Below are 22,320 nucleotides of genomic sequence, written 5' to 3' on the forward strand. Positions count from 1 at the left end.
GCCACCTGTTGGCAAGGAGTCGGCGATGGCCATCCTCTCCCTGCGCACGGTCTTCCCATGATGACGTCTGCCGTGACGTCGCCCTTTGAGGAGACCTGCATGAGCACTACCCCCACGACTCAAGATCCGCAAGCCACCAACGCCGCAGAACCGTCGCTCGCCCCCCAGCCTGAGGCTGCGCCGAAGGCGCGCGCACGTGCTGGTCGCAAGGATGGCAGTCGCCATCTCGCCAGTGAAGCCCGCGTCGACGCCGCCGCCATCGCGCCGCTGAGCGGCTCGCGCAAGATCTACATCGAAGGCTCTCGCCCGGACATCCGCGTGCCCATGCGCGAGATCGGCTGCTCGCCGACCCAGACCTCCAACAGTCTGGAAGAGAATCCGCCGATCGTCGTCTACGATACCTCCGGTCCCTACACCGACCCGGCGGTCGAGATCGACATTCGTCGCGGGCTGGCGCCACTGCGCGAGAAGTGGATCGAGGAGCGCGGCGATACCGAACAGCTCAATCAGCTGAGCAGCGAATATGGTCGCGTGCGCCAGGCCGACCTGCGCCTGTCGTCCCTGCGTTTCGAGCTGGACCACCGCCCGCGTCGTGCCCTGCCGGGCAAGAATGTCACCCAGCTGCACTATGCGCGCCAGGGCATCATCACGCCGGAGATGGAGTACATCGCGATTCGCGAGAATCAGCGTCGTATCGCGCTGCGTGAGGAATATCAGGGCAGCGACTCCGTCGAGAGCATTCTGGGCCACCAGCACCCGGGTCACAGCTTCGGCGCCAACCTGCCCGACGAGATCACCGCCGAATTCGTGCGTGAGGAAGTCGCGCGTGGCCGCGCCATCATTCCCGCCAACATCAATCACCCGGAAAGCGAGCCGATGATCATCGGCCGCAACTTCCTGGTGAAGGTCAACGGCAACCTGGGCAACTCGGCGGTCACCTCCTCCATCGAGGAGGAGGTCGACAAGATGACCTGGGCGATCCGCTGGGGTTCCGACACCGTCATGGACCTCTCGACCGGCGCCAACATCCACGAGACCCGTGAATGGATTCTGCGCAATTCTCCCGTGCCCATCGGCACGGTGCCGATCTATCAGGCGCTGGAGAAGGTCGATGGCGTGGCCGAGAATCTTGATTGGGAGATCTTCCGCGACACGCTGATCGAGCAGGCCGAGCAAGGCGTCGACTACTTCACCATCCACGCCGGCGTCCTGCTGCGCTATGTGCCGCTGACCGCCAGCCGCGTGACCGGCATCGTCTCGCGCGGTGGCTCCATCATGGCCAAGTGGTGTCTGGCGCATCACGAGGAAAGCTTCCTCTATCGCCACTTCGAGGACATCTGCGAGATCTGCAAGGCCTACGACATCAGCCTGTCACTGGGCGATGGCCTGCGCCCGGGCTCGGTGGCCGATGCCAATGACGCCGCCCAGTTCGGCGAGCTCGAGACGCTCGGCGAGCTGACGAAGATCGCCTGGCAGCACGATGTCCAGGTCATGATCGAAGGTCCGGGTCACGTGCCGATGCACCTGATCAAGGAGAACATGGACAAGCAGCTCAGCGAGTGCGACGAGGCGCCCTTCTACACCCTCGGCCCGCTGACCACCGACATCGCCCCGGGCTACGACCACATCACCTCCGGCATCGGTGCCGCGATGATCGGCTGGTTCGGCTGCGCCATGCTCTGCTACGTGACCCCCAAGGAGCACCTGGGACTGCCCAACAAGGACGACGTCAAGACTGGCATCATCACCTACAAGATCGCCGCGCATGCCGCGGACCTGGCCAAGGGGCATCCGGGCGCGCAACGTCGTGACAATGCACTCTCCAAGGCACGCTTCGAGTTCCGCTGGGAAGACCAGTTCAATCTGGGCCTTGACCCGGACACCGCGCGCAGCTTCCACGACGAGACGCTGCCCAAGGATTCGGCCAAGGTCGCCCACTTCTGCTCCATGTGCGGGCCGAAGTTCTGCTCGATGAAGATCACCCAGGAAGTCCGCGACTACGCCAACGAACACGGCCTGACCGGTGACGCCGACAGCGTGATGGCCGGCATGCAGGAGCAGGCTGACAAGTTCAAGCGCGAAGGCAGCCAGCTCTATCAGGAGGTATAGGTAGAGGGATTGGCGCACGAAAGGCTGACGTGCTGAGCCGCACGAAAAACGCCCCGACCATCACTGGTCGGGGCGTTTTCAATGGCTTGCTGCCAACCACTCATGACGTGTCATGAGCGTGATCCAGAGATCACGTGCGGCTGGTGACTTCCAGCAGGTGATAACCGAACTGGGTCTTCACCGGGCCCTGCACGGTGTTGATCGGTGCGCTGAACACGACTTCGTCGAATTCCTTGACCATCATGCCCGGGCCGAAGGCGCCCAGGTCACCGCCACTGCGACCGGACGGGCAGGAGGAGTGCTCGCGAGCGGCATCAGCGAAATCGCGGCCGTTCTCGATTTCGGTCTTGAGAGCTGCACACTGTTCTTCGCTGGAAACGAGAATATGACGCGCTGTGGCCTGTGCCATGTCTATCACCTGTCACTGATCGAATAAATGCCGCCGGCAATCACCGGCGGCGTGGCAGCACATTGTGGCCCAAGGCAGCGCTCGCCGCTAGCGTCGCGCGCCTCCCCACCTCCCCAGCGATGCCTCAGACGCGCGAACGCCCACCCGGAAGACCGGATGGGCGTTGTAGACGCTCGCCTGAGAGCGTCAGCAGCAGTCGCTTACTTGGCGACTTTCTGCATGGCCTCGGAGGCGGACTTGGCATTGTTCTCTGCCAGTTCCTGACCTTTCTTGGCGTATTCCTGGTTCAGCTCGACCACCTTCTGGGTGTCGTTCTGAAGCTTCTCGCCCAGAGACTTGACCGTCTCCTGCTGTTCCTTGACGAAGTTCTTCAGGCCTTCGCTGTCCTTGATCTCGAGCATGGAACGCGCCTGCGCCATGGAGGTGTCAACGTAGGACTTGGTCAGATCCATCTGAGCGCTGACCAGCTTCTCGCTGTAATCGAGGCTCAGGGCGCTGAAAGCACGCAGCGGAGCGAAGAACATGTCGTCGAACTGCTGAGTGGTCTTCTCAAGATTGGTGTTGAACATGGGGCACCCTCCAGGGTTTGGCATCACACGGAAAATGAAGCGGAGCTTTGCTCCGTTGGCTACCAGGACTGAACCAAGCTTGTGAGCCATGAGGTCGAGATCTCACTGCAAGCCAGCATTCTCGACAGGTTCCATCCTCGCTGCAGTGCAGCATAAGCCACCTCTTGCTGCACTGCAACATCAGGAGCGCAATATTGATCAACCACCTTGCCCTGCGAGTCTGCTGCCGGGCTGACTGCCCTCTCGCCTAGAGACGTCAAGCCCCTGAATGACATGAAGATTTCAGTCGCTCGCACGGCATCGCTGGCACAACATCCTGTCACCCAGCAATTCGCGCTGACCCTCGCTACGACATAACGCCACACTGGCCTTGGACAACCAGCGACGACACTCATCACAACGTGGCTGCAGGTATTGCATCTCATCATGGCCAGACGCCATGCCACGATGGCCGTGCGACACGTCAGAGGCTTTCGCGCCAGCGGAGGACACGCCCTGCAGCCTCACGTCAGAAACTGAAGGCTGCCAGTCCTGAGCCTGCAAGCCGTGGCACGTGGACGAGGGCATGGTCTGCACCATGCCGGACATCAGTGTCTGGAAAGAGGATGAGGTGGCCTTTGGAGGAGTGGCCCGGCGAGTCTCGGGAGGTGTTGGCCCCTCCTCACGAGGCGTGACCTGAGGAGCGTCATCCCCGCTTGAAGAAGGGATGGCGTCATCACGCACGGGGGCCACCGAGGGGGAAGCGGATGGGTCCTGGGGTGGTACCCAGGCGTAGGCCGTCTGCTCATCGGGATGGATGGCCATGGTGGCATGTTCTGACAAGCCGAGTCGCGACGCCCAGTCGACCCGTGATGGGCCATGCTGCGCCAGGATGGCACGACCGAGACGCCTCAGACGACGCGGGTCGATCCGGTGGGTGAAATCACGCATGCGGGCGACGGAGGCCGCCCCGCTCCCGAGATTGAGGCATTCTTCGGACAACCCGCGCAGGTCCACCAGCGCTCGACTGTCCAGAATATCTTCGGGAGGCCGGCTGACCTGTTCCTCGGCGGCAATGACCAACCGATGCGTCAATTGTGGCTGCAGCACCATCCCGAGTCTGGAAGGCAGGAGACCTGAGCTCTCCAGCCAGCGGCGAAAGCACTGCTGCTGTTCCTTGAGTGCCAGCAGCGGTGATGGCGTCAACCGCAACTCATCACCGCTCTGAACGACCTCCCCGGTATCTTCCAATGAGCCCTGCCCGACGGAAGCGCCTTGCTCGACAGAGGGGCCCTGGTGCGCGCTCAGCTCGCCAAATGGCGAGATCGTCAGCGGGAGATCAAAGCAGGACGCATCCAGTACCCAGAATTGCATGAGGCGATTGATCAACACGTGATCCAGCTCGATCACGCCCTCATCCCCTTCCAGGCGCAGGTCATGCAGCACGACCCAGTCATCGCGCGACTCGAACAGGGTGTTCAGGAATCGGGCGAGCGAGCGACGACGCTCCTGATGCGCTCGAACGCCTCGCAGCATCCTCAGAACCTGCTGGCGCTCTTGGGTGCTCAAGGTGGCATTCTGCGCCAACACCTCAAGTACCAGAACGTCATACTCCCTGGAGTCACAATCCTTGAGCAGCATGGGAGCCTCTAAATTTAGAACATTAAGATGTTTTCAGTGTAGTCATCGCAGTGCCATCTCTGCTACCTGCTACCTGCTACCTGCTACCTGCTACCTGTCTGGGCATCCAGCCAGGGGGAACAAGCAGGGGAGAAACGGGTACCGGGCAGATCTTGAGGATAGCGCTTCAGGACAGACCTTAAGAATAGCGCTTCAGGACAGACCTTCAGGATAGATCAGGCTGCTGATGATAGGGCAGCATCGCCTCCACCTGGCGTCGCGCCCCGCTCAACCAGCGCGCTTCCTCCTCAAGCGCGTCAGCCACGGCTGACTGCAGTCCGGGATGTACCAGCCAGTGCAATGACCAGGTGTCATAGGCCGAGAAGCCGCGGCTGATCTTGTGCTCACCCTGTGTGCCCGGATCAAAGCGCGTCAGTCCCCGCTCAAGGCAGAACTCCAGCCCCTGGTAATAGCAGACCTCGAAATGCAGGCAGTCCGCCTGCACTTCACTGCCCCACCAGCGCCCATAGAGGCAATCGGCACCGACAAGGCACAACGCAGCCGCCACAGGATCGCCATGTTCATCACGCGCCTGCACCAGCAGCAGCTGCTCGGGCATGCTGCGCCTTAAGCGCTGAAAGAACGCCAGTGTCAGGTAGGGCCGTTGTCCGCGCTCCAGATAGGTCATGCAGTAACAGCGATGGAATGCTTCGAGATCGCTCTCACCGATGGCTTCACCGCTGAGACGCGCGAGGGTGATGCCCTGCTCGAGCACCTTGCGGCGCTCGCGGCGGATCTCCTTGCGTCGCTTGGAGCGCAGACTGCCCAGCCACTCATCGAAGTCTCGCTCACCTCGCGACTGCCAGTGATACTGCATGCCACCACGCAGCATCAGCTGCGGACTGACGGCTTGCCAGTCGCGGCACTCGTCGAGATCCGCGAACAACAGATGAAAGCCACTGTGCTCAAAGCGTCGCAAGGGCCCGCCTGCGTCGACGGCGGGTGCCACGCCGGCCTGAAGCCTGGGCCACAACCAGGCAAGCAGCGCTCGGCGGGAAGGGCCTCCCGCCTCCGATGAGGCCAGGACCAGCCGCGGACCAGCGCTCGGCGTGAAGGGAACTGCCGACAGCTGCTTGGGATAATAACGCCCACCGGCCTGCTCCAGCGCCTCGGCCCATTGCTGATCAAAGACATACTCGCCCCGCGAGTGCAGCTTGAGATAGCGCAGCAAGCCGGCGACAAGCCGTCCTGACTCGTCACGCACCAGCAAGTGCGCCGGGTACCAGCCCGTAGACGCGCAGGCCGCGCCGCTGTCTTCCAGTGCACGAAGATAGGCATGTTGCAGAAAGGGATACTCTTTTCCCGCCAGCGCATCCCATTCTGCGGGCGTGACAGCGCTGATCGACGAGAGCACGTCCAGCTGCCAGTTCGCGCCACGTCTGTCAGTGGCCTCAGTCCCGATCTGCCTTCGCGACGCATCACTCTCCTGATGCCCTGCTTCCCGGTGCTCGCTCACCCTGCTCTCCTCTGAAGATGCCCACCCTGCCGCCCGGCCGATATGCCGCCTGCCCCAGGACATGCTAGTGTGTCGCCATGATGCAAGACAATGAGACTGCCATGACTGATACATCGCCTCCCGCCGACAAGCCTGAGCCCACGCGCGATACGGCGACGGCTACCGAGCGTCCCGCCACTCCCTCTGCGCAGGAAACCCGCGCCGAGACCAATGCCATGGCACTGGCCTCCTTTGCCCTGAGCGTGCTGGGCTGTCTGCTGGCACCCGCGGCATTGGGTGGCATCGTCTGCGGTCATCTCGCCCGCCGACAGATCCGCCAGCGCGGTGATGCCGGCGATAGCTGGGCGCTGGCCGGCCTCATACTGGGCTACCTGCTCATCGCGTTGTCATTGGCGGGTCTGCTGATGTTCGGCGGCATGATGCTCACCATGTTCGGTATCATGGCGTTCAGCAGCTGACGCAGGACGACCCTCCTTCAGCCTGCCCCCCGATTTTCATGCCAGCGGGACACCCTGCCGCCTTGAGCACCTGGTGTGCTCCCGCCAGCGATTCCGGCTCCTGTGAGCCGCCTCATACCTGAGCGAGCCTCGATGCTGCACTCGATTCTCGATAATGATTTCTACAAGTTCACCATGCAGAACGCGGTGGTGAAACTGTTTCCCTACGCACGCACCCGTTACGCCTTCATCAACCGGGGCCAGCATGCCTTCCCCCCGGGATTCGGCGAAGCACTGCGCGCGGCCGTGGATGACATGGCACGCCTGGCGCTGAGTGCTGAGGAAAAGGAGTTTCTGGAGCAACAGTGCCCCTTCCTCGACCCCACCTATCGTGACTTTCTTGCCGGCTTTCGCTTCGATCCCGCGGAAATCACCATCACCCAGTCGGGTGAGGAGCTTGAGGTCCATATCGAGGGCTACTGGTACCGCACCATCCTGTGGGAAGTCCCGCTGATGGCGATGATCAGTGAGCTCTGGTACCGCCTTGGTGGCGATCAGCGTGACAGCGACAAGAGCGTGCGTGACAGTACGCTGACCAAGATCGAGCACTACAAGCGTCTGGGGGTACGTGTCGCCGAGTTCGGGACGCGTCGTCGCCATTCCTATGCGGTCCATGATCAGGTAGTGGCCGCCCTCAAGGAACAGGGCCGTGGCTGTTTCATCGGCACCAGCAATGTCCACATGGCCCAGCGTCATGGCACCAAGCCCATCGGGACGCATGCTCACGAGTGGTTCATGTTTCATGCAGCGCGCTTCGGATTCAAGATGGCCAACATCCTGGCGCTGGAAAACTGGGTGAAGGTCTACCGGGGTGATCTGGGGATCGCTCTCTCGGATACCTTTACCAGTCGTGCCTTCTTCAGAAGCTTCGACAAGAAGTTCGCCAAGCTGTTTGATGGGGTACGGCACGACAGCGGTGATCCCATCGAGTTTGCCGAAGCGACCATCCGCCACTATGAGTCGCTGGGCATTGATCCCAAGACCAAGACGATCATCTTCTCGGATGGTCTGGATACCGACAAGGTTGACCGTATCGTGCGCTACTGTGCCGGTCGTATCGGCATGTCGTTCGGGATCGGCACCAATTTCACCAATGACGTCGGCCCCCAGCCGATGAACATGGTCATCAAGATGACGGAAGCCCGGCCCGAGGGTCAGGATTGGGTGCCGGTGATCAAGCTGTCGGATGTGTCCAGCAAGCATACGGGTGATCCGGACATGATCCGTCTCGCGCATCAGGTGCTCTCGCTCAAGGAGCTGGATCAGACGGCAGACTGACACGCTCGCCCCTGACACCGTCACCCCGCAATGAAGAAGCCCGTTCAGGATGATGCCTGAACGGGCTTCTTCATGTAGGTCACGCATTCGGCGTCACGACAACCTGCTCACGTCTGCGGCTGGGTCTTCGGTGACTTGAACACGCCATTGAACAGATTGAGCATGACCTGCCAGGAGGCAGCATCCGCCGACGCATCATAGCCGAGCGGGAGGTCGTACCTGGCGGCCTTGGCATCCGACTCCGGATTGGTGAACGCATGCTTCGCCCCCGGATACTGGATCAGGGTCGTCCGCGTACCGAGGGATTCAAAGGTAGACAGCAGCGTGTCCAATCCTTGCTGCGATACCAGAGAATCCGCCTCGCCATTCTGGATCACGACGCGTCCGGCGAAGGGCTCGGGATTCTCGACGGCGATTCCAGGGCTGCCGTGGAAGCTGACGACAGCCTTGAGCGGAGCGCCGGAAAGCGCCATGTTCAACACGACACCTCCCCCGAAGCAATAGCCGATGGCCGCAAGGCGGTCACCATCCACCTCGGGGCGAGAACGCAGCACCGCCAGCGCCGAATTGAAGCTGGATTCGGCCTTCGGCCAGTCACTCATCACCGCCGACGAGAAGGCCTTGGCATCCTCGGGATGCTCCGCCGTGCGGCCTTCACCGTACATGTCTACCGCCATCACGACATAGCCGAGCCCCGCCAGCTGCTCCGCGCGCTTGCGAGCATAACTGTTGAGCCCCCACCACTCATGGACCAGCAGTATGCCGGGACGACGTCCCTTGGCCTTGGCATCACGCGCGATCAGCCCGACATGCTCCTCACCATTGGCACGATAGGTCACGACCTCGGTGACGACCTGCGGCCCTTCGAGACGGTCGACGAGGTTGCCATCATCGGCCGCCAATGCCTGCCCCGCGGACAGCACCGATTGTGCAAACAACAGACTTCCGGCGCACCAGCCACGTAACATACGCATCGCCCACTCCTTGTGCAGATTGACAGAGTACAGAATGATGGAACGTGCCCACTGTCGTGTCGCGGTCACATCCCTTCCTCCCGATTGTCCTCGCTCACCGAGCTTGATGCCACTACCACCCGGTTACGACCACTCCGCTTGGCACTGTAAAGCGCCATGTCAGCACGATGCAGGAAGTCGTCACGGCTCTCCCCGGGCATCGGCGTGGCGACGCCGAGACTCACGGTACACAGCAGCTCCTGCTGCATGAACGCGAAGGTCATGCCGGCAATCTTCTGACGCAGACGCTCTGCCATGCCGACAGCGGTGGCGACCCCGGCATCAGCCAGCAAGATGCCGAATTCCTCGCCCCCCAATCGCCCGAAATAGTCATTGCGCCGCAATTGCTGCTGACAGATGCCGCCCAACCCACTCAACAACTGGTCCCCGGCGGCATGACCGAAGCTGTCATTGACCCGCTTGAAGTGATCCACATCGAACAGGACCAGGGCAATCTGGTCCCGCGAGGCGGATACCAGCAACGTATCCAGCATGGAGAGGAAGCAGCTGCGGGTCATGGCACCGGTCATCGCGTCCGTCATGGCTTCATGCTCGCGCCGCTGTTCGATCAGCTTGCGTTCATTGATATTGCGCGAGACCGACAGAATCCGGAGATAGCGGCCGGTCTTGGGGTCCATCGAGGGCGTGGAGATGGATTCGAACCACAGCGTATGGCCCTGCTTGTGGAGAATTCGGAAGTCGACACGAAAGACCTCTCCAAGACAGGCGGAACGATGGACCTTCCTGGCGACGCGGTCTCTGTCATCCGGATGAATCAGCAGCTTGATCTCGCTGCCCTCGATGTCATTCACGCCAAACCCGCAAAGCCTCTCGACGGATGGACTGATGTACTGACAGATCCCGTCACTGCCTTCAATGCTGACCATGTCGCTGACGGAATCGAGAATGAATCGATAGCGCTCCTCGCTCTGACGCAGCGCCCGCTCGATGTGATGGCGCGCCGTGATGTCGTCACAGTAACCATTCCATGTCACGCTGCCATCGATGGGGTCCATCGGTTGGGGCAAGGCCACGCAGGCCAGCCGCCGGGTTTCCCCATCTGGATGCTCATAGTAGATATCCGGCTCCCAGGGCGACTGGGTTTCGGCACTGGCGCGTGCCGATTCAAGCAGTCTTTGCCGCTCCTGGTCATTGAGATGCGACAGGAAGCGCGAGGCATCCTCAAGTGTCGCGTCAACTTCCTCTCCCAGCAGTTGATGGGCGACCGGCGATAGATAGGTATAGGTGAACTCATCCTCCCGGCTGAGCCGGCATTGAAACACCATGCCCGGCATCTGCTGTATCAGATACTCCAGCTGGCGTCGGTGAGCCTCGCTTTCACTGATGTCACTCAGTTGCCCCAACACCTCTCTGACGGCGCCTCCGGCCGCATAGTAGAGGTGCATGTCATCCTGCAGATAGCATTGGCGGCCATCCACATGGCGGAAGGAGTAACGCAGGCTGACGCTGGCACTGCGCGAGTCGACGGCCTCCTGAAAGCGTGCCTGACATTCCGCCAGGTCATCCTCGCAGATGCGTGACTGCCAGATTCGCGGGCTGGCCAGCAGCAGGTCCCGCGACAGGCCCGCCAGCATCTCGACGCCGGAGGAAATGGATTGCAGCTCCTCCAGTGGCCAGGGGCCTCGCGCACAATAGCGCACCCCCGGGGTGTCATTGAGCTGAGTCATCAACCGCTGACGTTGATTGACCGCCTGCTCCAACCGGTGATGAGTCGCGCTGATGTCACGCACCATCACGGCGACTCGAGGCGAGTCTCCTTGCTGCGTCCGACCCAGATTCACCAGCTGGACGGAAAGACGACAATCGCCACGTGGCAAGCTCAGGCTGACGTCACACTGCAAGGTCCCGGCTCCTTCCAGACAATGCATGACGTGGGAGTGATACACCCGCTCCAGGGTCTGTCCCGCATGTGCCATGGCGGCGTCATGGTAGAGGTGCCATGCCGGATTCGCCTCATGCAGGTACAGGGAGGACCCTCTCACCTCCAGCATGGCCATGGGGTCTCTGCTGCGCATCAGCATCATGCGATAAGCCTGAAGCTGCTGCCGCTCGTGGGCAAGTGCCTGTTCTCGTAGGGAGATATCGACGACTCGACCGCAGACCGGGTGATTCGCGCCGGAGCGCCAGAGTGTTTCCTCCACCAGCACGCCGTGTCCACTGCGATCCCTGATGCGATAGGTCATCGACCCGGCAGGAGCACCGGAGGCCCGGAAGTCTCTGACTCGCTGACGATCTGCCGCCACGATCAGGGAGAACCACAGTTCGGGATGCTTGAGGAAGTCGCGCTCGCCATACCCGAGCAGACGCTCCACTGCAGGATTCAGGGTAAGGAAGCGCTGGCCGTCCGCGCTCAACATGAACAGGACATCCCCTGCGACGGCATGGTAATGGTGCAGCAGGCGGGCATCTGAGAACGATTCCAGCAATGTGAGACTCCCCTTTGGGTCAGACGTCGCCCCTCAGAGTGCGTCATCACCCCGCGCAAGACCAGCGCGTCACACCAACGCTGGAGGGCACGTCAGCGTCAAGGGCAGGCAGGCCCATACCGCCTCCGGACTGACAATCTCGATGGGCAGCACGAAAACGCCCGACCCGGAACAGAGTCCGGGTCGGGCGTGAAGGGGTCAGAGCGGAAGGTGCTAGCCTTGTGCGGTACGTGCACCGACCATGGCATCAGCCTGCAGAGTATCCGGCTCGCTGACCGTGTCATGCGGGGCGCCATCGCGGGCGACATCCTTGCGCACTCGGCTCGCTGCAGAGGGCGCCTTGGCTCGCCTCTGCGCCGCGCCGGTAGCGTGACGTCGCGTGGCAGTTTCCTGCCGCTCACCACCACGGGCGCGGGAGTGCTCCAGCAATGAACGAAAGTCATCCGGCGTCATGTCAATGCGCTCTGCGGCGGCACTCTCCTGCCAGAGAACATAGATGGCCGGCTGCTCACGCCCGAGATCCATGCCGACCACGCGTCCCTGACGTTGTGTCCCGGGGTCGCGCAGCGTCGCACCGATCAGTTCGTGGGCTTCGCGAATGGCATCGTGCATCTGAGACAGCCTGCTTTGGAAGTCAAGAGATCTGCCGAGAACAGCGGCAGTGTGGCAATACCTTCCCTGCATTGCCCCAGTACATGAACATTCGCAGGACGAAAGCGTGCCTGCATGATCTGACATGCCACCCGCGCTCACGAGCGACGTACACGGCGCATGTCAAGAGCAAAGTGTAACACATGTTCATAGTTTCGCTAATCACACCGACACCACCCACAAGAAAGCGGCACATTGCCTGCCATTCGGCACTTTTCACCGCACGTTATGCCGACCAACTTCAGAGAGTGTCGCCATCTTTGTAATCTCTGTCTCTCATGCCTCACGCGAATGATGCCAAACGAAGACACGAATGCCTGGAGGACGAGCATCGCGAGGCAAGCCCTCATCTCGAGATTCAGGCGAAAAAAAACCTCCCATGACTGGGAGGTTCAAAGAGTGGATGACGCGATGTCATTCCGAGCAGCATCGAAGCCGGTCTTGGCGCCAACCCTGACCGACACACGATTGAGAGGGGACGAGTGACATTGCCTTGTCCGTGGAGCCTGAGCGCGACGCGAGAATCCTCGGGCCACTCGTCCTCACCTGGGGGGAGCCTGTCGAGTCTCTGACAGGGCTCCGAATTCTGAGACCTCACCTGTGCCAGCCTGAAGAGATGGCCTCTTCAGGGAACCTCAGGCGAGGCCTTGAGTCATCTTACTTGGCGGCCTGCATGGCCAGTGCGGTGTCGAGCATGCGATTGGAGAAGCCCCATTCGTTGTCGTACCACGCCATGACCTTGACCAGACGCCCTTCGCTGACGCGAGTGTGGTTGCTGTCGAAGGTGGAGGAATGCGCATCGTGGTTGAAGTCGATGGACACCAGCGGCAGCTCGTTGACGGCCAGCACGCTGGAGCCTTCGGCAGCCTTGGTCACGATGGCATTGATCTCTTCGATGGAGGTATCGCGAGAGGCCGTGAAGGTCAAATCGACCAGCGAGACATTGATCACCGGCACGCGAATCGCCAGACCGTCCAGCTTGCCATTGAGTTCCGGCAGCACCAGGCCCACGGCTGCCGCGGCACCGGTCTTGGTCGGAATCATGGAGTGCGTGGCACTGCGGGCACGGTACGGGTCGGAGTGGTAGACATCCGACAGGTTCTGATCGTTGGTGTAGGCATGGATGGTGGTCATCAGACCGTTCTCGATGCCGACTTCGTCGTTCAGCGCCTTGGCGACCGGTGCCAGGCAGTTGGTGGTGCAGGACGCGTTGGACACGACCTGATGCTCCGCCTTCAGCGTGTCTTCGTTGACACCGAACACGATGGTGGCATCGGCATCACCGCTCGGCGCGGAGATCAGCACACGCTTGGCGCCGGCTTCGATATGCTTGGCGGCAGCGGCACGCTTGGTGAACAGACCCGTGCATTCCATCACCAGGTCAACATTCAGGCTGGACCACGGCAGTTTGGCCGGATCGCGTTCCGCCAGGATACGAATCTTGTCTTCACCGACGAACAGGTTCTCTTCGTCATGAGAGACCGTCTCGGCGAAACGACCATGCACGGTGTCGCGGCTCAACAGATGAGCGTTGAGCTTCGGATCTCCCAGATCGTTGATGGCAACGACCTGAATGCGATCATTGTATTGGCCTTCATACAGCGCACGCAGCACGTTGCGACCGATGCGACCAAAACCGTTGATGGCGACGCGTAATGTCATGACTCAACTCCTGTGGCGTATGGCAGGTGCAGGTTGGCACATGGCTTCACTGCTCGGGAAGACTTGGCGCATCCCGGGCAGACCAACGTGGCTCATGAAAGTATCCTACACGCTTTTACGTTAATTTGGCCGAAAGTCGTCCAGTCTTCAAGCAGTTTTTTTGTTAAGTTTACCGAATATTTCGAACAAATGCGTTTCCTGAGCAACGTGACGCGCTACTGTAGCCTGCTCTCGGCAGGATGGCCGAGACTCCAGACTTTACAGTGCCGCCGTCACTGGCTAGCGTCGCCCTAGACAGGCACGCCCGATGCACGGGAAGCCCCCATTTCTTCGCCAGCCTCGGCGCCCTGCGCCGCCTGACCCATGAGGTAAGAGCATGTCCGTCAATCCGACCGTCGAGCGCGTGACTCAGCGCATCATTGATCGCTCCAGCGAACGTCGTGCTGCCTATGAGCAACTGATGGAAAGCCAGCAACGCCGTGGCGTCCATCGTTCCGAACTCTCCTGCGGCAACCTGGCGCACGGCTTCGCTGCCTGCGGTGAGACCGACAAGAATCGCCTCAAGCTGATGAACTCGGCCAACCTCGGCATTATTTCGTCATATAACGACATGTTGTCCGCGCACCAGCCATTCGAGGATTACCCGCGCATCATCAAGGAAGCGGTGCAGGCGATGGGGTCCACAGCCCAGTTCGCCGGCGGCGTACCCGCGATGTGTGATGGCGTGACCCAGGGGCAGCCGGGCATGGAACTGTCATTGTTCTCCCGCGACCTGATCGCCATGGCCGCCGCCATCGGCCTGTCACACAACATGTTCGACGGCGCCCTGTTCCTGGGTGTCTGCGACAAGATCGTGCCGGGCCTGTTCATCGCCGCGGCGCGCTTCGGTCACCTGCCGAGCCTGTTTGTGCCCGCGGGCCCGATGCCCTCCGGCCTGCCCAACAACGAGAAGGCGCGGGTACGTCAGCTGTTCGCCGAAGGCAAGGTGGGCCGCGACGCGCTGCTGGAAGCCGAGTCCGCCTCCTACCACAGCCCGGGCACCTGCACCTTCTATGGCACCGCCAACTCCAACCAGCTGATGATCGAGTTGATGGGCCTGCACCTGCCGGGCGCCTCCTTCGTCAATCCGGGCACCCCGCTGCGCGACGCCCTGACCCGTCACGCTGCCGAGCAGACCATCCGCAACAGCGAAGTCGGTGGCGACTATCGTCCCTTCTATCGCCAGATCGACGCTCGCGCCATCGTCAACGCCATGGTCGGCCTGCTGGCCTCCGGCGGCTCCACCAACCACACCCTGCATCTGGTCGCGATGGCGGGTGCGGCAGGCGTGACCATCACCTGGGATGACTTCACCGAGCTTTCCGCCGTGGTCCCCAGCCTGACGCGCATCTATCCCAACGGTCAGGCTGACATCAACCACTTCCAGGCAGCCGGTGGCATGAGCTTCCTGATTCGCGAGCTGCTCAAGGCGGGACTGCTGCACGACATCACCACCCAGGACGGTGGCACCCTGGCCGGCTACGTACGTGAGCCCTTCCTCGAGAACGGCAAGCTGGTCTGGAAGGATGGCCCCACCGACAGCCTCGATGAGGACGTGCTGCGTCCGGTCGCCAATCCGTTCGCGCCGACAGGCGGCCTGACCGTGCTCGAAGGCAATCTGGGGCGTGGCGTGATCAAGGTCTCCGCCGTCAAGGAAGAGCACCGCCTCGTCGAAGCCCCCGTGAAGCTGTTCAGCGATCAGGACGAGCTCAAGGCCGCCTTCGAGGCCGGCGAGCTGGAACAGGACATGGTCGCCGTGGTCCGCTATCAGGGTCCGCGCGCCAACGGCATGCCGGAACTGCACAAGCTGACGCCCTATCTCGGTATCCTGCAGGACCGTGGTTTCAAGGTCGCGCTGGTGACGGATGGCCGCATGTCCGGCGCCTCCGGCAAGGTGCCGGCCGCCATCCACATGACCCCGGAAGCGCTGGACGGTGGCCCGCTGGCACGACTGCGCGAAGGCGATGTCGTTCGTCTGGATGCCAACGCCGGCACACTGGAAGCCCTGGTCGAGGAAGGCGAATGGCAGGCTCGTGAGGCCGAAGGCATCTCCCGTGACAGCTACCACCATGGCCTGGGCCGTGAGCTGTTCTCCGGGATGCGCTCCCTGGTCGGTGGCGCCGAAGAAGGAGCCTCCAGCTTCGCAGGCTACGGCGACCAGCCCGGCAGCGGCCACGACCGCAATACCCACTGAGCAGCCACGCAAGTCGACTGAGGACGCCACACGATGACTCGTGAGACACCGAGCCGCTTTGCCTTGGTAGGCGACATTGGTGGCACCAATGCCCGGCTGGCGCTTGTCCAGCCGGGCAGCCACACCCTCCATGACATCCACACGCTGGCCTGCGCCGAGCATTCCGGACTCGTGGAGGCCGTCCAGGCCTACTACCAGAGACTGGGGCTTGCCCCTGACGAACAACCCAAGGAGGCCTGCCTCGCCTTTGCCTGCCCGGTCCATGAGGAGCAGGTCAGCATGACCAACAACCATTGGTCATTCGCCAAGAGCGACGTGCGCGAATCCTTGGGCCTGACACGTTTCAAGTGCCTCAATGACTTCACCGCCATGGCACTGGGCGTGCCGCACATCGAGGCCGGTGAGCGACTGGCCATCGGTGAGGAACTCACGGAAGGAGCGGGCAATGATGCCGCCCCCCGTCTGATCATGGGCCCGGGAACAGGGCTGGGTGTCGCGGGTCTGGTACATGGCACCCACAACTGGATTCCGCTGGCCACCGAAGGTGGGCATGTCAGTTTTGCCCCCACCGATGCGCTCGAGGATGCGCTGCTGAAGATCTTCCGGCGCTGGCACGGCAGAGTCTCGGTGGAACGCCTGCTCTGTGGCCAGGGAATGCTCGAGATCTACCGGGCGCTGGGCGAACTGCGCGGCCTGCCGACTCCGCTCGAAAGCGCCGCGGACGTCAGCCAGGCCGCCCATGCCCGCGATGCGCTCGGGCAACCCAAGGACAGCCTGGCTTGCGATGCCGTGCTGCGCTTCATGAAGATTCTGGGAGACGTGGCCGGGGATCTTGCCCTGGCGCTCGGCGCGCGTGGCGGCGTGTATCTCTGCGGCGGCGTCCTGCCGCGCAACCTTGACCTGCTCGGGCAAAGCGATTTTCGCCGCGCCTTCGCCGACAAGAACCGCATGAGCCGTTACAATGCCGCGATCCCTACCTGGGTGGTGACCGCGCCGTGGACCGGTCTGCTGGGGGCCGCCGAGGCACTGCACAATGAAGAGGTGGCATGACGCGATGCCGTCGGCCACGCTCCTGAACCGTCGAGGAAGCTCGAGATGATTCCTGAAAGTCTGCGCGCACTGGTGGATGCCACGAGCGGCCAACGTACCTGCGAATGGCAAGGCCGCATGCTCCTGATCCTCAACCGCGCCTGGGGCGAGCTGGTCGTCTGCCACCAGGGCGCCCAGGTGCTGCATTACCAGCCAGCCTCCCAGCGCCCCTGGCTGTGGGTCACCGAGACACCGGCGGCGCTTCCGGGCAGCATTCGTGGCGGCATTCCGCTGTGCTGGCCCTGGTTCGCTGACGAGTATCCTGAGGGCGAGACAGAGCTGCATGGCCCGGCGCGCAAGGCCGAGTGGCGCATCGACGCGGTAGAGGAAGACGAGGAGGAAGGCGTCGAGATCCATGCCTCTCCGCAATCTCCCCTGCACGCCGCACTCTCGCCTCGCGTCGTCATCTTCGCGGGTCGCCACTTCCTGAAGGTGGAGCTGATCACGGAAAATCGCGGCGAGAACCCGGTCAAGATGACCGGCGCCCTGCATACCTACTTTGCCGTGGAAGATGCCTTCCAGTGCCGCGTCACCGGCCTCGCCGGCGCCAGCTATCTGGACAAGCGTCAGGACTTCTCGCGTCTTGATCAGCAAGGCGAGCTGGGCATTCGCGGCCCGCTGGATCGCATCTACCAGTCAAGCCAGGTCCAGGTGCTCGAGGATGGCCAGCGCAGACTGCGCATTGCAAAGCAGGGCTCCGACTCCACGGTCGTCTGGCACCCGGGCGATGCACCACCGGCCGATACCAGCGTCGAGAACGCCCGTGGCTTCCTGTGTGTCGAGACTGCCTGTACCCGCCTTGACCCCGTCTGGCTGCCGCCGGGCGCGCAACATCTGCTGGTACAGCACATCTCCCCTCTCGAACAGGAAGGGTGACACTCACGATCCATACACCACCTGTCAGCTTCCCACTGACAGGTGGCTACCGAGCGGCGATCAGCAGGCAATCATCGGCAGGCGCCTTTCCATGGCACTGAATCGTGTCATGCCACGCCTGCCAGCGTCATTCGTCAGCTCAAGGCGCGCTGGTCAGCGACGGACTGCAGACTGGCGACACAAGCTATCCACAACCCATACGATGGACACTTCCATGCTGCAATTGACCCGTAGTGTTTCCTGGCAGGCGCTGACCCGGCTAGGCGAGGTAACCCGCAACGACCGTATTCGCGACTACTTTGCCGCGGACCCCAAGCGCTTCGAGAAGATGAGTCTCCGGGTCGGCGGCCTGTTCCTCGACTATTCCAAGCACCACATTTCCGACGAGGTGATGAAGGCACTGATCGAGCTGGCAGACCACTCTGCCCTCGTTCAGCGTCGCTCCCAGATGTTCTCGGGTGACATCATCAACGTGACCGAGAATCGCCCCGTCCTTCACACGGCCCTGCGCAGCCAGTCCAATACGCCGGTCATCGTCGACGGCAAGGACGTGATGCCGGAGATCCACAGCACTCGTGAGCAGATCCGCGCCTTCTGCGAAAGCGTGCGCAGCGGCGAATGGAAAGGCTATGACGGACAACGCATCCGCGATGTCGTCAATATCGGCATCGGAGGCTCCGACCTCGGCCCCAACATGGCCTGCCGCGCCCTGCTCAAGCATCGTCATCCGGAGCTGAACTTCCACTTCGTCTCCAACGTGGATGGCAACCACATCCAGAAGGTGCTCAAGCGCCTCGATCCGGCCACGACCCTGTTCATCGTCTCCACCAAGACCTTCTCCACGCAGGAGACCCTGCTCAATGCGAAGTCAGCACGTCGCTGGTTCCTGGAGCAGGCAGGTCAGGATGCCGACGTCGGCGCCCACTTCGTCGCGGCCTCCACCAACCGCAAGGCGGCCAAGGAATTCGGCATCCGCGAAGAGAACGTCTTCGAATTCTGGGCCTGGGTTGGGGGCCGCTATTCCATGTGGTCATCCATCGGTCTGCCGATCGCCCTCTCCATCGGCTATGACGGCTTCATGGAACTGCTGGAAGGCGCCTATGAGATGGACCAGCACTTCATCGAAGCGCCGCTGGGCGAGAACATGCCGGTCCTGATGGCCCTCATCGGTATCTGGTACATCAACTTCATGGGTGCCGAGACCCAGGCCATCGTGCCCTACGATCAAGCCTTGCATCAGCTGCCCGCCTTCCTGCAGCAGCTCGACATGGAATCGAATGGCAAGTCGGTGGACATCTTCGGGCGTCCTGTCGACTACAAGACCGGCCCGATCGTGTGGGGCGAGACCGGTTCCAACGGTCAGCATGCCTTCTTCCAGCTGCTGCACCAGGGGACTCGCTACGTTCCCATCGACTTCATCGCTTCCCTGAAGCCGGAGCCGGGTACCGAAGAGCACCACTTCGCACTGATCACCAACATGCTGGCCCAGGCCAATGCCTTCATGGAAGGCAGCCAGGATGGCAGCAACCTCGACCCGCATTACAATTGCCCGGGCAACCGTCCCTCGAGCACGCTGCTGCTTGATGAGCTGACACCGCGCAACCTGGGGGCGCTGATCGCTCTCTATGAGCACAAGGTCTTCGTGCAGGGCGTGATCTGGAACATCAACTCCTTCGACCAGTGGGGCGTGCAGCTCGGCAAGCGCATCGCAGGCGAGATCAGCGCACGCATCGATACTGACGTCCAGGCCTTCGATCCCTCCACCCAGGGCCTGCTGGCACTGGTACGCGAGCACTTCCCGGCCGCCGGAGACAGCATGCAGCCAGAGACAGGCGTGACCAGCACCAAATCAAGCAAGAAGGACTCGACGGCCACCACCAAGGGAGCAACCTCCTGATGACTCCGGTAATCGCATTCGGCGAAGCGCTCGTCGACATGCTGTCCAACAAGCTCGGCGGTCAGGCCGTCGAGCAGGAAACCTTCACGCCCTACGCTGGTGGTGCGCCCGCCAATGTCGCCGTGGCCTGCGCACGTCTCGGGCTGCCCAGCCACTTCGTGGGCATGCTGGGCCAGGACAGCTTCGGCGACTTCCTGCACGACGAACTGGCCACCCATGGCGTACGCCTGGATCACGTCAAGCGCACCAGCGAGGCGCGTACCGCGCTGGCCTTCGTCTCGCGGGACGAGGATGGCGAGCGTCGCTTCGACTTCTATCGTCCGCCGGCAGCTGACCTGCTGTTTCGTCCGGAACATGCAGGCCCGGAGCTGTTCGCTCAACCCGCCATCTTCCATCTGTGCAGCAACAGCCTGACCGATGCCGGTATCGCGGACACCAGCTTCGTGCTGGCGTCTCGCGCACGTGCTGCTGGCTCCTTGGTCAGCGTGGATGCCAATCTGCGTCACAACCTGTGGCCGAATCAGCAGGTCGACGTGTCACTGGTCACTCGCCTGCTGGACAACGCCGATATCCTCAAGCTGTCCCAGGAAGAGGTCGAGGCACTCACTGATGGCCAGCAAGAGTCCGATTGGCTGCAGGCACGCCTGCAGGCCGGCGTCCGCCTGATCGTGCTGACCGACGGCCCGGGCACCATCCGCGCACTGGTGCGCAAGCAGAGCGGCGAGACCAGGACCGTCAGCATCACGCCGCCGGTGGTCAAGGCCATCGACACCACGGCCGGCGGTGATGCCTTCATCGGCGGCTTCCTCTCGGCGCTCAGCGAAGCCGGTGTGGATGCAGCCCTGCTGCGTGACTGGTGCGAGGAGGAGAGCCATCTTCAGGCTGCGCTTGAGCGTGCAGCAGCCTGCGGCGCCTTTGCCGTGACTCGCCCTGGTGCCTATGCCGCGCTACCGACTCGAGAAGACCTCACTGCCATGCAGTGAGCGGCCCGAGTGACGTCACTGGCCACCTCAGAGCCAGCGACAATCTTGAGACGCGCACGTAAAAGCCCCGCTGATCTGATGATCAGCGGGGCTTTTGGTTTTCTGGGTTCAAGTTCTTGCCTCATTTGCTGAGTACATGTCTTGAATACATGTTCTACGTACACATGCCAGATGTCATGACAGCCCTGCGTCTTTTGGCCAAGACCAACCAACAACAAATATGCCTGCGAAGCGCAGCAGAAAGCCACGCAATCTCCGTCTTAAGTCGGCACCTATCAGACGTAAAAAAGCCGGCCCCGAGGGACCGGCTTTCGTTAGCTTGCTAGACGTTTGAGAGCGTCTTAGAAGCCGTAGTAGATGCCGACTGCAGCGCCGTCACCAGCGTCGCCAGAGCGATCGTACTGGGCGTATTCAATGTAGGTGTACATCGCGGAAGAGATGTTGTAAGTCACACCCAGGTTGAATTCGTTGAAGCTGTCGTCGCCACCGTTGTCAGAAGCAAGAGTGGAATTGTCTTCAGCGTCGACGTACTGGTAGCCGCCGTAGACGTCGCCCATGCCGTAGCCGTAGCGTGCGCCGATACCGTAGTAATCAACGTCGGTGTCATCTTCTTCACCAGCGAAGCGCTCAGCCTTGACGGCGATGCGCAGGGCGTCAACGGTGTACTGACCGGTGATACCGTACTGGTCGCCGATGTCACTGCCGTTGGTGGCTTCGAACTGGTCCAGGTTGTCATACACACCAGCGACAGAGAAACCGCCGACGGTGTACTTGGCACCTGCGAAGAAGGACGCCTGGTTGGAATCAGTGACGTTCTCGTCTTCACCGTCGCCTTCGAAGTTGGAACCGACAGCGAACTGCAGGCCGCCCATGACCGGAGACATGTACTGAAGCTTGTTGCCTTCACGAGTCTGGCTGTCACCGTCGATCTGGGTGCTGGAATCAGTCAGATCGAAGTATTCGTTGTTGGAGATCGGATCCTGGATCCAGTCGTCCATCAGCTGATCCCAGGAACCGATACGCGCGTCACCGAAGGAACCCTTGGCACCGACGTAGGACTGGTCGCCATCGTTCAGGCCGTTGCCGCCGCCCTTGGATTCGTCAGCGTCGTATTCCCACTCGGCCTTGAAGTAACCGACGATGTCGTCGTTGATCTTGTGCTCACCCTTGGCACCGAAGGTAGAACCGTTGTCGCCCAGTTCACTTTCCGGGTCACCGCCGAGCTGGTCGACATAGAGGTATGCCAGCTGAACGTTGCCGTAGATGTCCAGCTTGGTGCCGTCCTGGTTGTAGACGGTTGCAGCGGAAGCGGAGGTAGCAGCCAGGGCAGCAGCGCCGGCGATGGCAGTAGCCAGAAGTGTCTTTTTCATCGCGATAGTTCCTTAACTAGCGTTAACTGTTCGATCGTGTCTGCCGGTGGCAGTGGCCAAGGTTCCGGGCGCTTGATGACGCCTCTAAAACCCTGTGGCCTTGTTATTATCCAATGCTCGCA

The 22,320-nt window shown here is 61.8% G+C and carries 17 protein-coding genes; 8 read left to right on the top strand and 9 right to left on the bottom strand.

Features of this window, described 5'->3' with window-relative positions; genetic code table 11:
- Positions 1 to 99: 99 nt before the first annotated feature.
- Positions 100 to 2,109: a phosphomethylpyrimidine synthase ThiC gene (gene thiC, locus ACZYGA_RS02475; RefSeq protein WP_404624990.1), complete on the top strand. Its 2,010-nt coding sequence runs from the start codon at positions 100 to 102 to the stop codon at positions 2,107 to 2,109.
- Positions 2,110 to 2,239: 130 nt separating this feature from the next.
- Here the strand turns inward: thiC and ACZYGA_RS02480 are convergent, their stop codons facing one another.
- From ACZYGA_RS02480 to ACZYGA_RS02495, 4 genes are all read right to left on the bottom strand, one after another.
- The gene (locus ACZYGA_RS02480; protein ID WP_043331408.1) at positions 2,240 to 2,518 is read right to left on the bottom strand and encodes a peptidylprolyl isomerase; all 279 of its coding nucleotides are present in this window, start codon (positions 2,516 to 2,518) and stop codon (positions 2,240 to 2,242) included.
- A 200-nt stretch (positions 2,519 to 2,718) separates the two neighbouring features.
- On the bottom strand, positions 2,719 to 3,087 hold the full coding sequence (locus ACZYGA_RS02485; RefSeq protein ID WP_077375127.1) for a phasin family protein: 369 nt from the start codon (positions 3,085 to 3,087) through the stop codon (positions 2,719 to 2,721).
- Between the two features lie 282 nt (positions 3,088 to 3,369).
- Complete coding sequence (locus ACZYGA_RS02490) at positions 3,370 to 4,707, bottom strand: nuclease-related domain-containing protein (RefSeq protein WP_404624988.1); 1,338 nt, start codon at positions 4,705 to 4,707, stop codon at positions 3,370 to 3,372.
- Between the two features lie 205 nt (positions 4,708 to 4,912).
- Entirely contained in the window at positions 4,913 to 6,202 is a 1,290-nt protein-coding gene (locus tag ACZYGA_RS02495; RefSeq protein WP_284728405.1) for a GNAT family N-acetyltransferase, read from the bottom strand.
- Positions 6,203 to 6,303: 101 nt separating this feature from the next.
- On the opposite strand from ACZYGA_RS02495, the gene ACZYGA_RS02500 reads away from it, so the two are divergent.
- Together ACZYGA_RS02500 and pncB are read left to right on the top strand one after the other, a co-directional pair.
- Complete coding sequence (locus ACZYGA_RS02500) at positions 6,304 to 6,660, top strand: DUF4190 domain-containing protein (protein WP_254696547.1); 357 nt, start codon at positions 6,304 to 6,306, stop codon at positions 6,658 to 6,660.
- A 132-nt stretch (positions 6,661 to 6,792) separates the two neighbouring features.
- Entirely contained in the window at positions 6,793 to 7,977 is a 1,185-nt protein-coding gene (pncB, locus tag ACZYGA_RS02505) for a nicotinate phosphoribosyltransferase (protein WP_084208033.1), read from the top strand.
- Positions 7,978 to 8,084: 107 nt separating this feature from the next.
- Here the strand turns inward: pncB and ACZYGA_RS02510 are convergent, their stop codons facing one another.
- The 4 genes from ACZYGA_RS02510 to gap all read right to left on the bottom strand — a co-directional run bounded on the left by ACZYGA_RS02510 (position 8,085) and on the right by gap (position 13,750).
- Positions 8,085 to 8,951 carry a dienelactone hydrolase family protein gene (locus ACZYGA_RS02510; protein ID WP_404624985.1) on the bottom strand — a complete coding sequence of 289 codons (867 nt, stop codon included), beginning with the start codon at positions 8,949 to 8,951 and terminating at the stop codon, positions 8,085 to 8,087.
- A gap of 65 nt (positions 8,952 to 9,016) precedes the next feature.
- The gene (locus ACZYGA_RS02515; protein WP_479398322.1) at positions 9,017 to 11,437 is read right to left on the bottom strand and encodes a diguanylate cyclase; all 2,421 of its coding nucleotides are present in this window, start codon (positions 11,435 to 11,437) and stop codon (positions 9,017 to 9,019) included.
- Between the two features lie 213 nt (positions 11,438 to 11,650).
- On the bottom strand, positions 11,651 to 12,049 hold the full coding sequence (locus ACZYGA_RS02520; RefSeq protein WP_191237555.1) for a hypothetical protein: 399 nt from the start codon (positions 12,047 to 12,049) through the stop codon (positions 11,651 to 11,653).
- 696 nt (positions 12,050 to 12,745) lie between these two features.
- A complete protein-coding gene (gene gap, locus ACZYGA_RS02525; protein WP_077375144.1) occupies positions 12,746 to 13,750 on the bottom strand; it encodes a type I glyceraldehyde-3-phosphate dehydrogenase in 1,005 nt (334 codons plus the stop codon).
- A gap of 376 nt (positions 13,751 to 14,126) precedes the next feature.
- On the opposite strand from gap, the gene edd reads away from it, so the two are divergent.
- From edd to ACZYGA_RS02550, 5 genes are all read left to right on the top strand, one after another.
- Complete coding sequence (gene edd / locus ACZYGA_RS02530) at positions 14,127 to 15,983, top strand: phosphogluconate dehydratase (protein WP_077375147.1); 1,857 nt, start codon at positions 14,127 to 14,129, stop codon at positions 15,981 to 15,983.
- A 33-nt stretch (positions 15,984 to 16,016) separates the two neighbouring features.
- The gene (glk, locus tag ACZYGA_RS02535; RefSeq protein ID WP_404625698.1) at positions 16,017 to 17,033 is read left to right on the top strand and encodes a glucokinase; all 1,017 of its coding nucleotides are present in this window, start codon (positions 16,017 to 16,019) and stop codon (positions 17,031 to 17,033) included.
- Between the two features lie 45 nt (positions 17,034 to 17,078).
- Positions 17,079 to 17,948, top strand: coding sequence for a D-hexose-6-phosphate mutarotase (locus tag ACZYGA_RS02540; protein ID WP_141392205.1), 870 nt, complete (start codon positions 17,079 to 17,081; stop codon positions 17,946 to 17,948).
- Positions 17,949 to 18,162: 214 nt separating this feature from the next.
- Positions 18,163 to 19,845, top strand: a complete 1,683-nt coding sequence (gene pgi, locus ACZYGA_RS02545; RefSeq protein ID WP_404625700.1) for a glucose-6-phosphate isomerase — start codon at positions 18,163 to 18,165, stop codon at positions 19,843 to 19,845.
- A complete protein-coding gene (locus ACZYGA_RS02550; RefSeq protein WP_176503155.1) occupies positions 19,845 to 20,828 on the top strand; it encodes a carbohydrate kinase family protein in 984 nt (327 codons plus the stop codon). The genes pgi and ACZYGA_RS02550 overlap by 1 nt, the downstream gene beginning before the upstream one ends.
- A gap of 341 nt (positions 20,829 to 21,169) precedes the next feature.
- Here ACZYGA_RS02550 and ACZYGA_RS02555 read toward each other — a convergent pair whose 3' ends face one another.
- Positions 21,170 to 22,198, bottom strand: a complete 1,029-nt coding sequence (locus ACZYGA_RS02555) for a porin (RefSeq protein ID WP_404625702.1) — start codon at positions 22,196 to 22,198, stop codon at positions 21,170 to 21,172.
- Positions 22,199 to 22,320: the final 122 nt, after the last annotated feature.

The organism is Cobetia sp. BL01 (genome assembly GCF_056493605.1).

Bases quoted from the DNA above. Each gene is read 5' to 3' on its own strand.
- thiC (WP_404624990.1), top strand. From the start codon at position 100: ATGAGCACTACCCCCACGACTCAAGATCCGCAAGCCACCAACGCCGCA.
- ACZYGA_RS02480 (WP_043331408.1), bottom strand. From the start codon at position 2,518: ATGGCACAGGCCACAGCGCGTCATATTCTCGTTTCCAGCGAAGAACAG.
- ACZYGA_RS02485 (WP_077375127.1), bottom strand. From the start codon at position 3,087: ATGTTCAACACCAATCTTGAGAAGACCACTCAGCAGTTCGACGACATG.
- ACZYGA_RS02490 (WP_404624988.1), bottom strand. From the start codon at position 4,707: ATGCTGCTCAAGGATTGTGACTCCAGGGAGTATGACGTTCTGGTACTT.
- ACZYGA_RS02500 (WP_254696547.1), top strand. From the start codon at position 6,304: ATGACTGATACATCGCCTCCCGCCGACAAGCCTGAGCCCACGCGCGAT.
- pncB (WP_084208033.1), top strand. From the start codon at position 6,793: ATGCTGCACTCGATTCTCGATAATGATTTCTACAAGTTCACCATGCAG.
- ACZYGA_RS02510 (WP_404624985.1), bottom strand. From the start codon at position 8,951: ATGCGTATGTTACGTGGCTGGTGCGCCGGAAGTCTGTTGTTTGCACAA.
- ACZYGA_RS02520 (WP_191237555.1), bottom strand. From the start codon at position 12,049: ATGCACGATGCCATTCGCGAAGCCCACGAACTGATCGGTGCGACGCTG.
- gap (WP_077375144.1), bottom strand. From the start codon at position 13,750: ATGACATTACGCGTCGCCATCAACGGTTTTGGTCGCATCGGTCGCAAC.
- edd (WP_077375147.1), top strand. From the start codon at position 14,127: ATGTCCGTCAATCCGACCGTCGAGCGCGTGACTCAGCGCATCATTGAT.
- glk (WP_404625698.1), top strand. From the start codon at position 16,017: ATGACTCGTGAGACACCGAGCCGCTTTGCCTTGGTAGGCGACATTGGT.
- ACZYGA_RS02540 (WP_141392205.1), top strand. From the start codon at position 17,079: ATGATTCCTGAAAGTCTGCGCGCACTGGTGGATGCCACGAGCGGCCAA.
- pgi (WP_404625700.1), top strand. From the start codon at position 18,163: ATGCTGCAATTGACCCGTAGTGTTTCCTGGCAGGCGCTGACCCGGCTA.
- ACZYGA_RS02550 (WP_176503155.1), top strand. From the start codon at position 19,845: ATGACTCCGGTAATCGCATTCGGCGAAGCGCTCGTCGACATGCTGTCC.
- ACZYGA_RS02555 (WP_404625702.1), bottom strand. From the start codon at position 22,198: ATGAAAAAGACACTTCTGGCTACTGCCATCGCCGGCGCTGCTGCCCTG.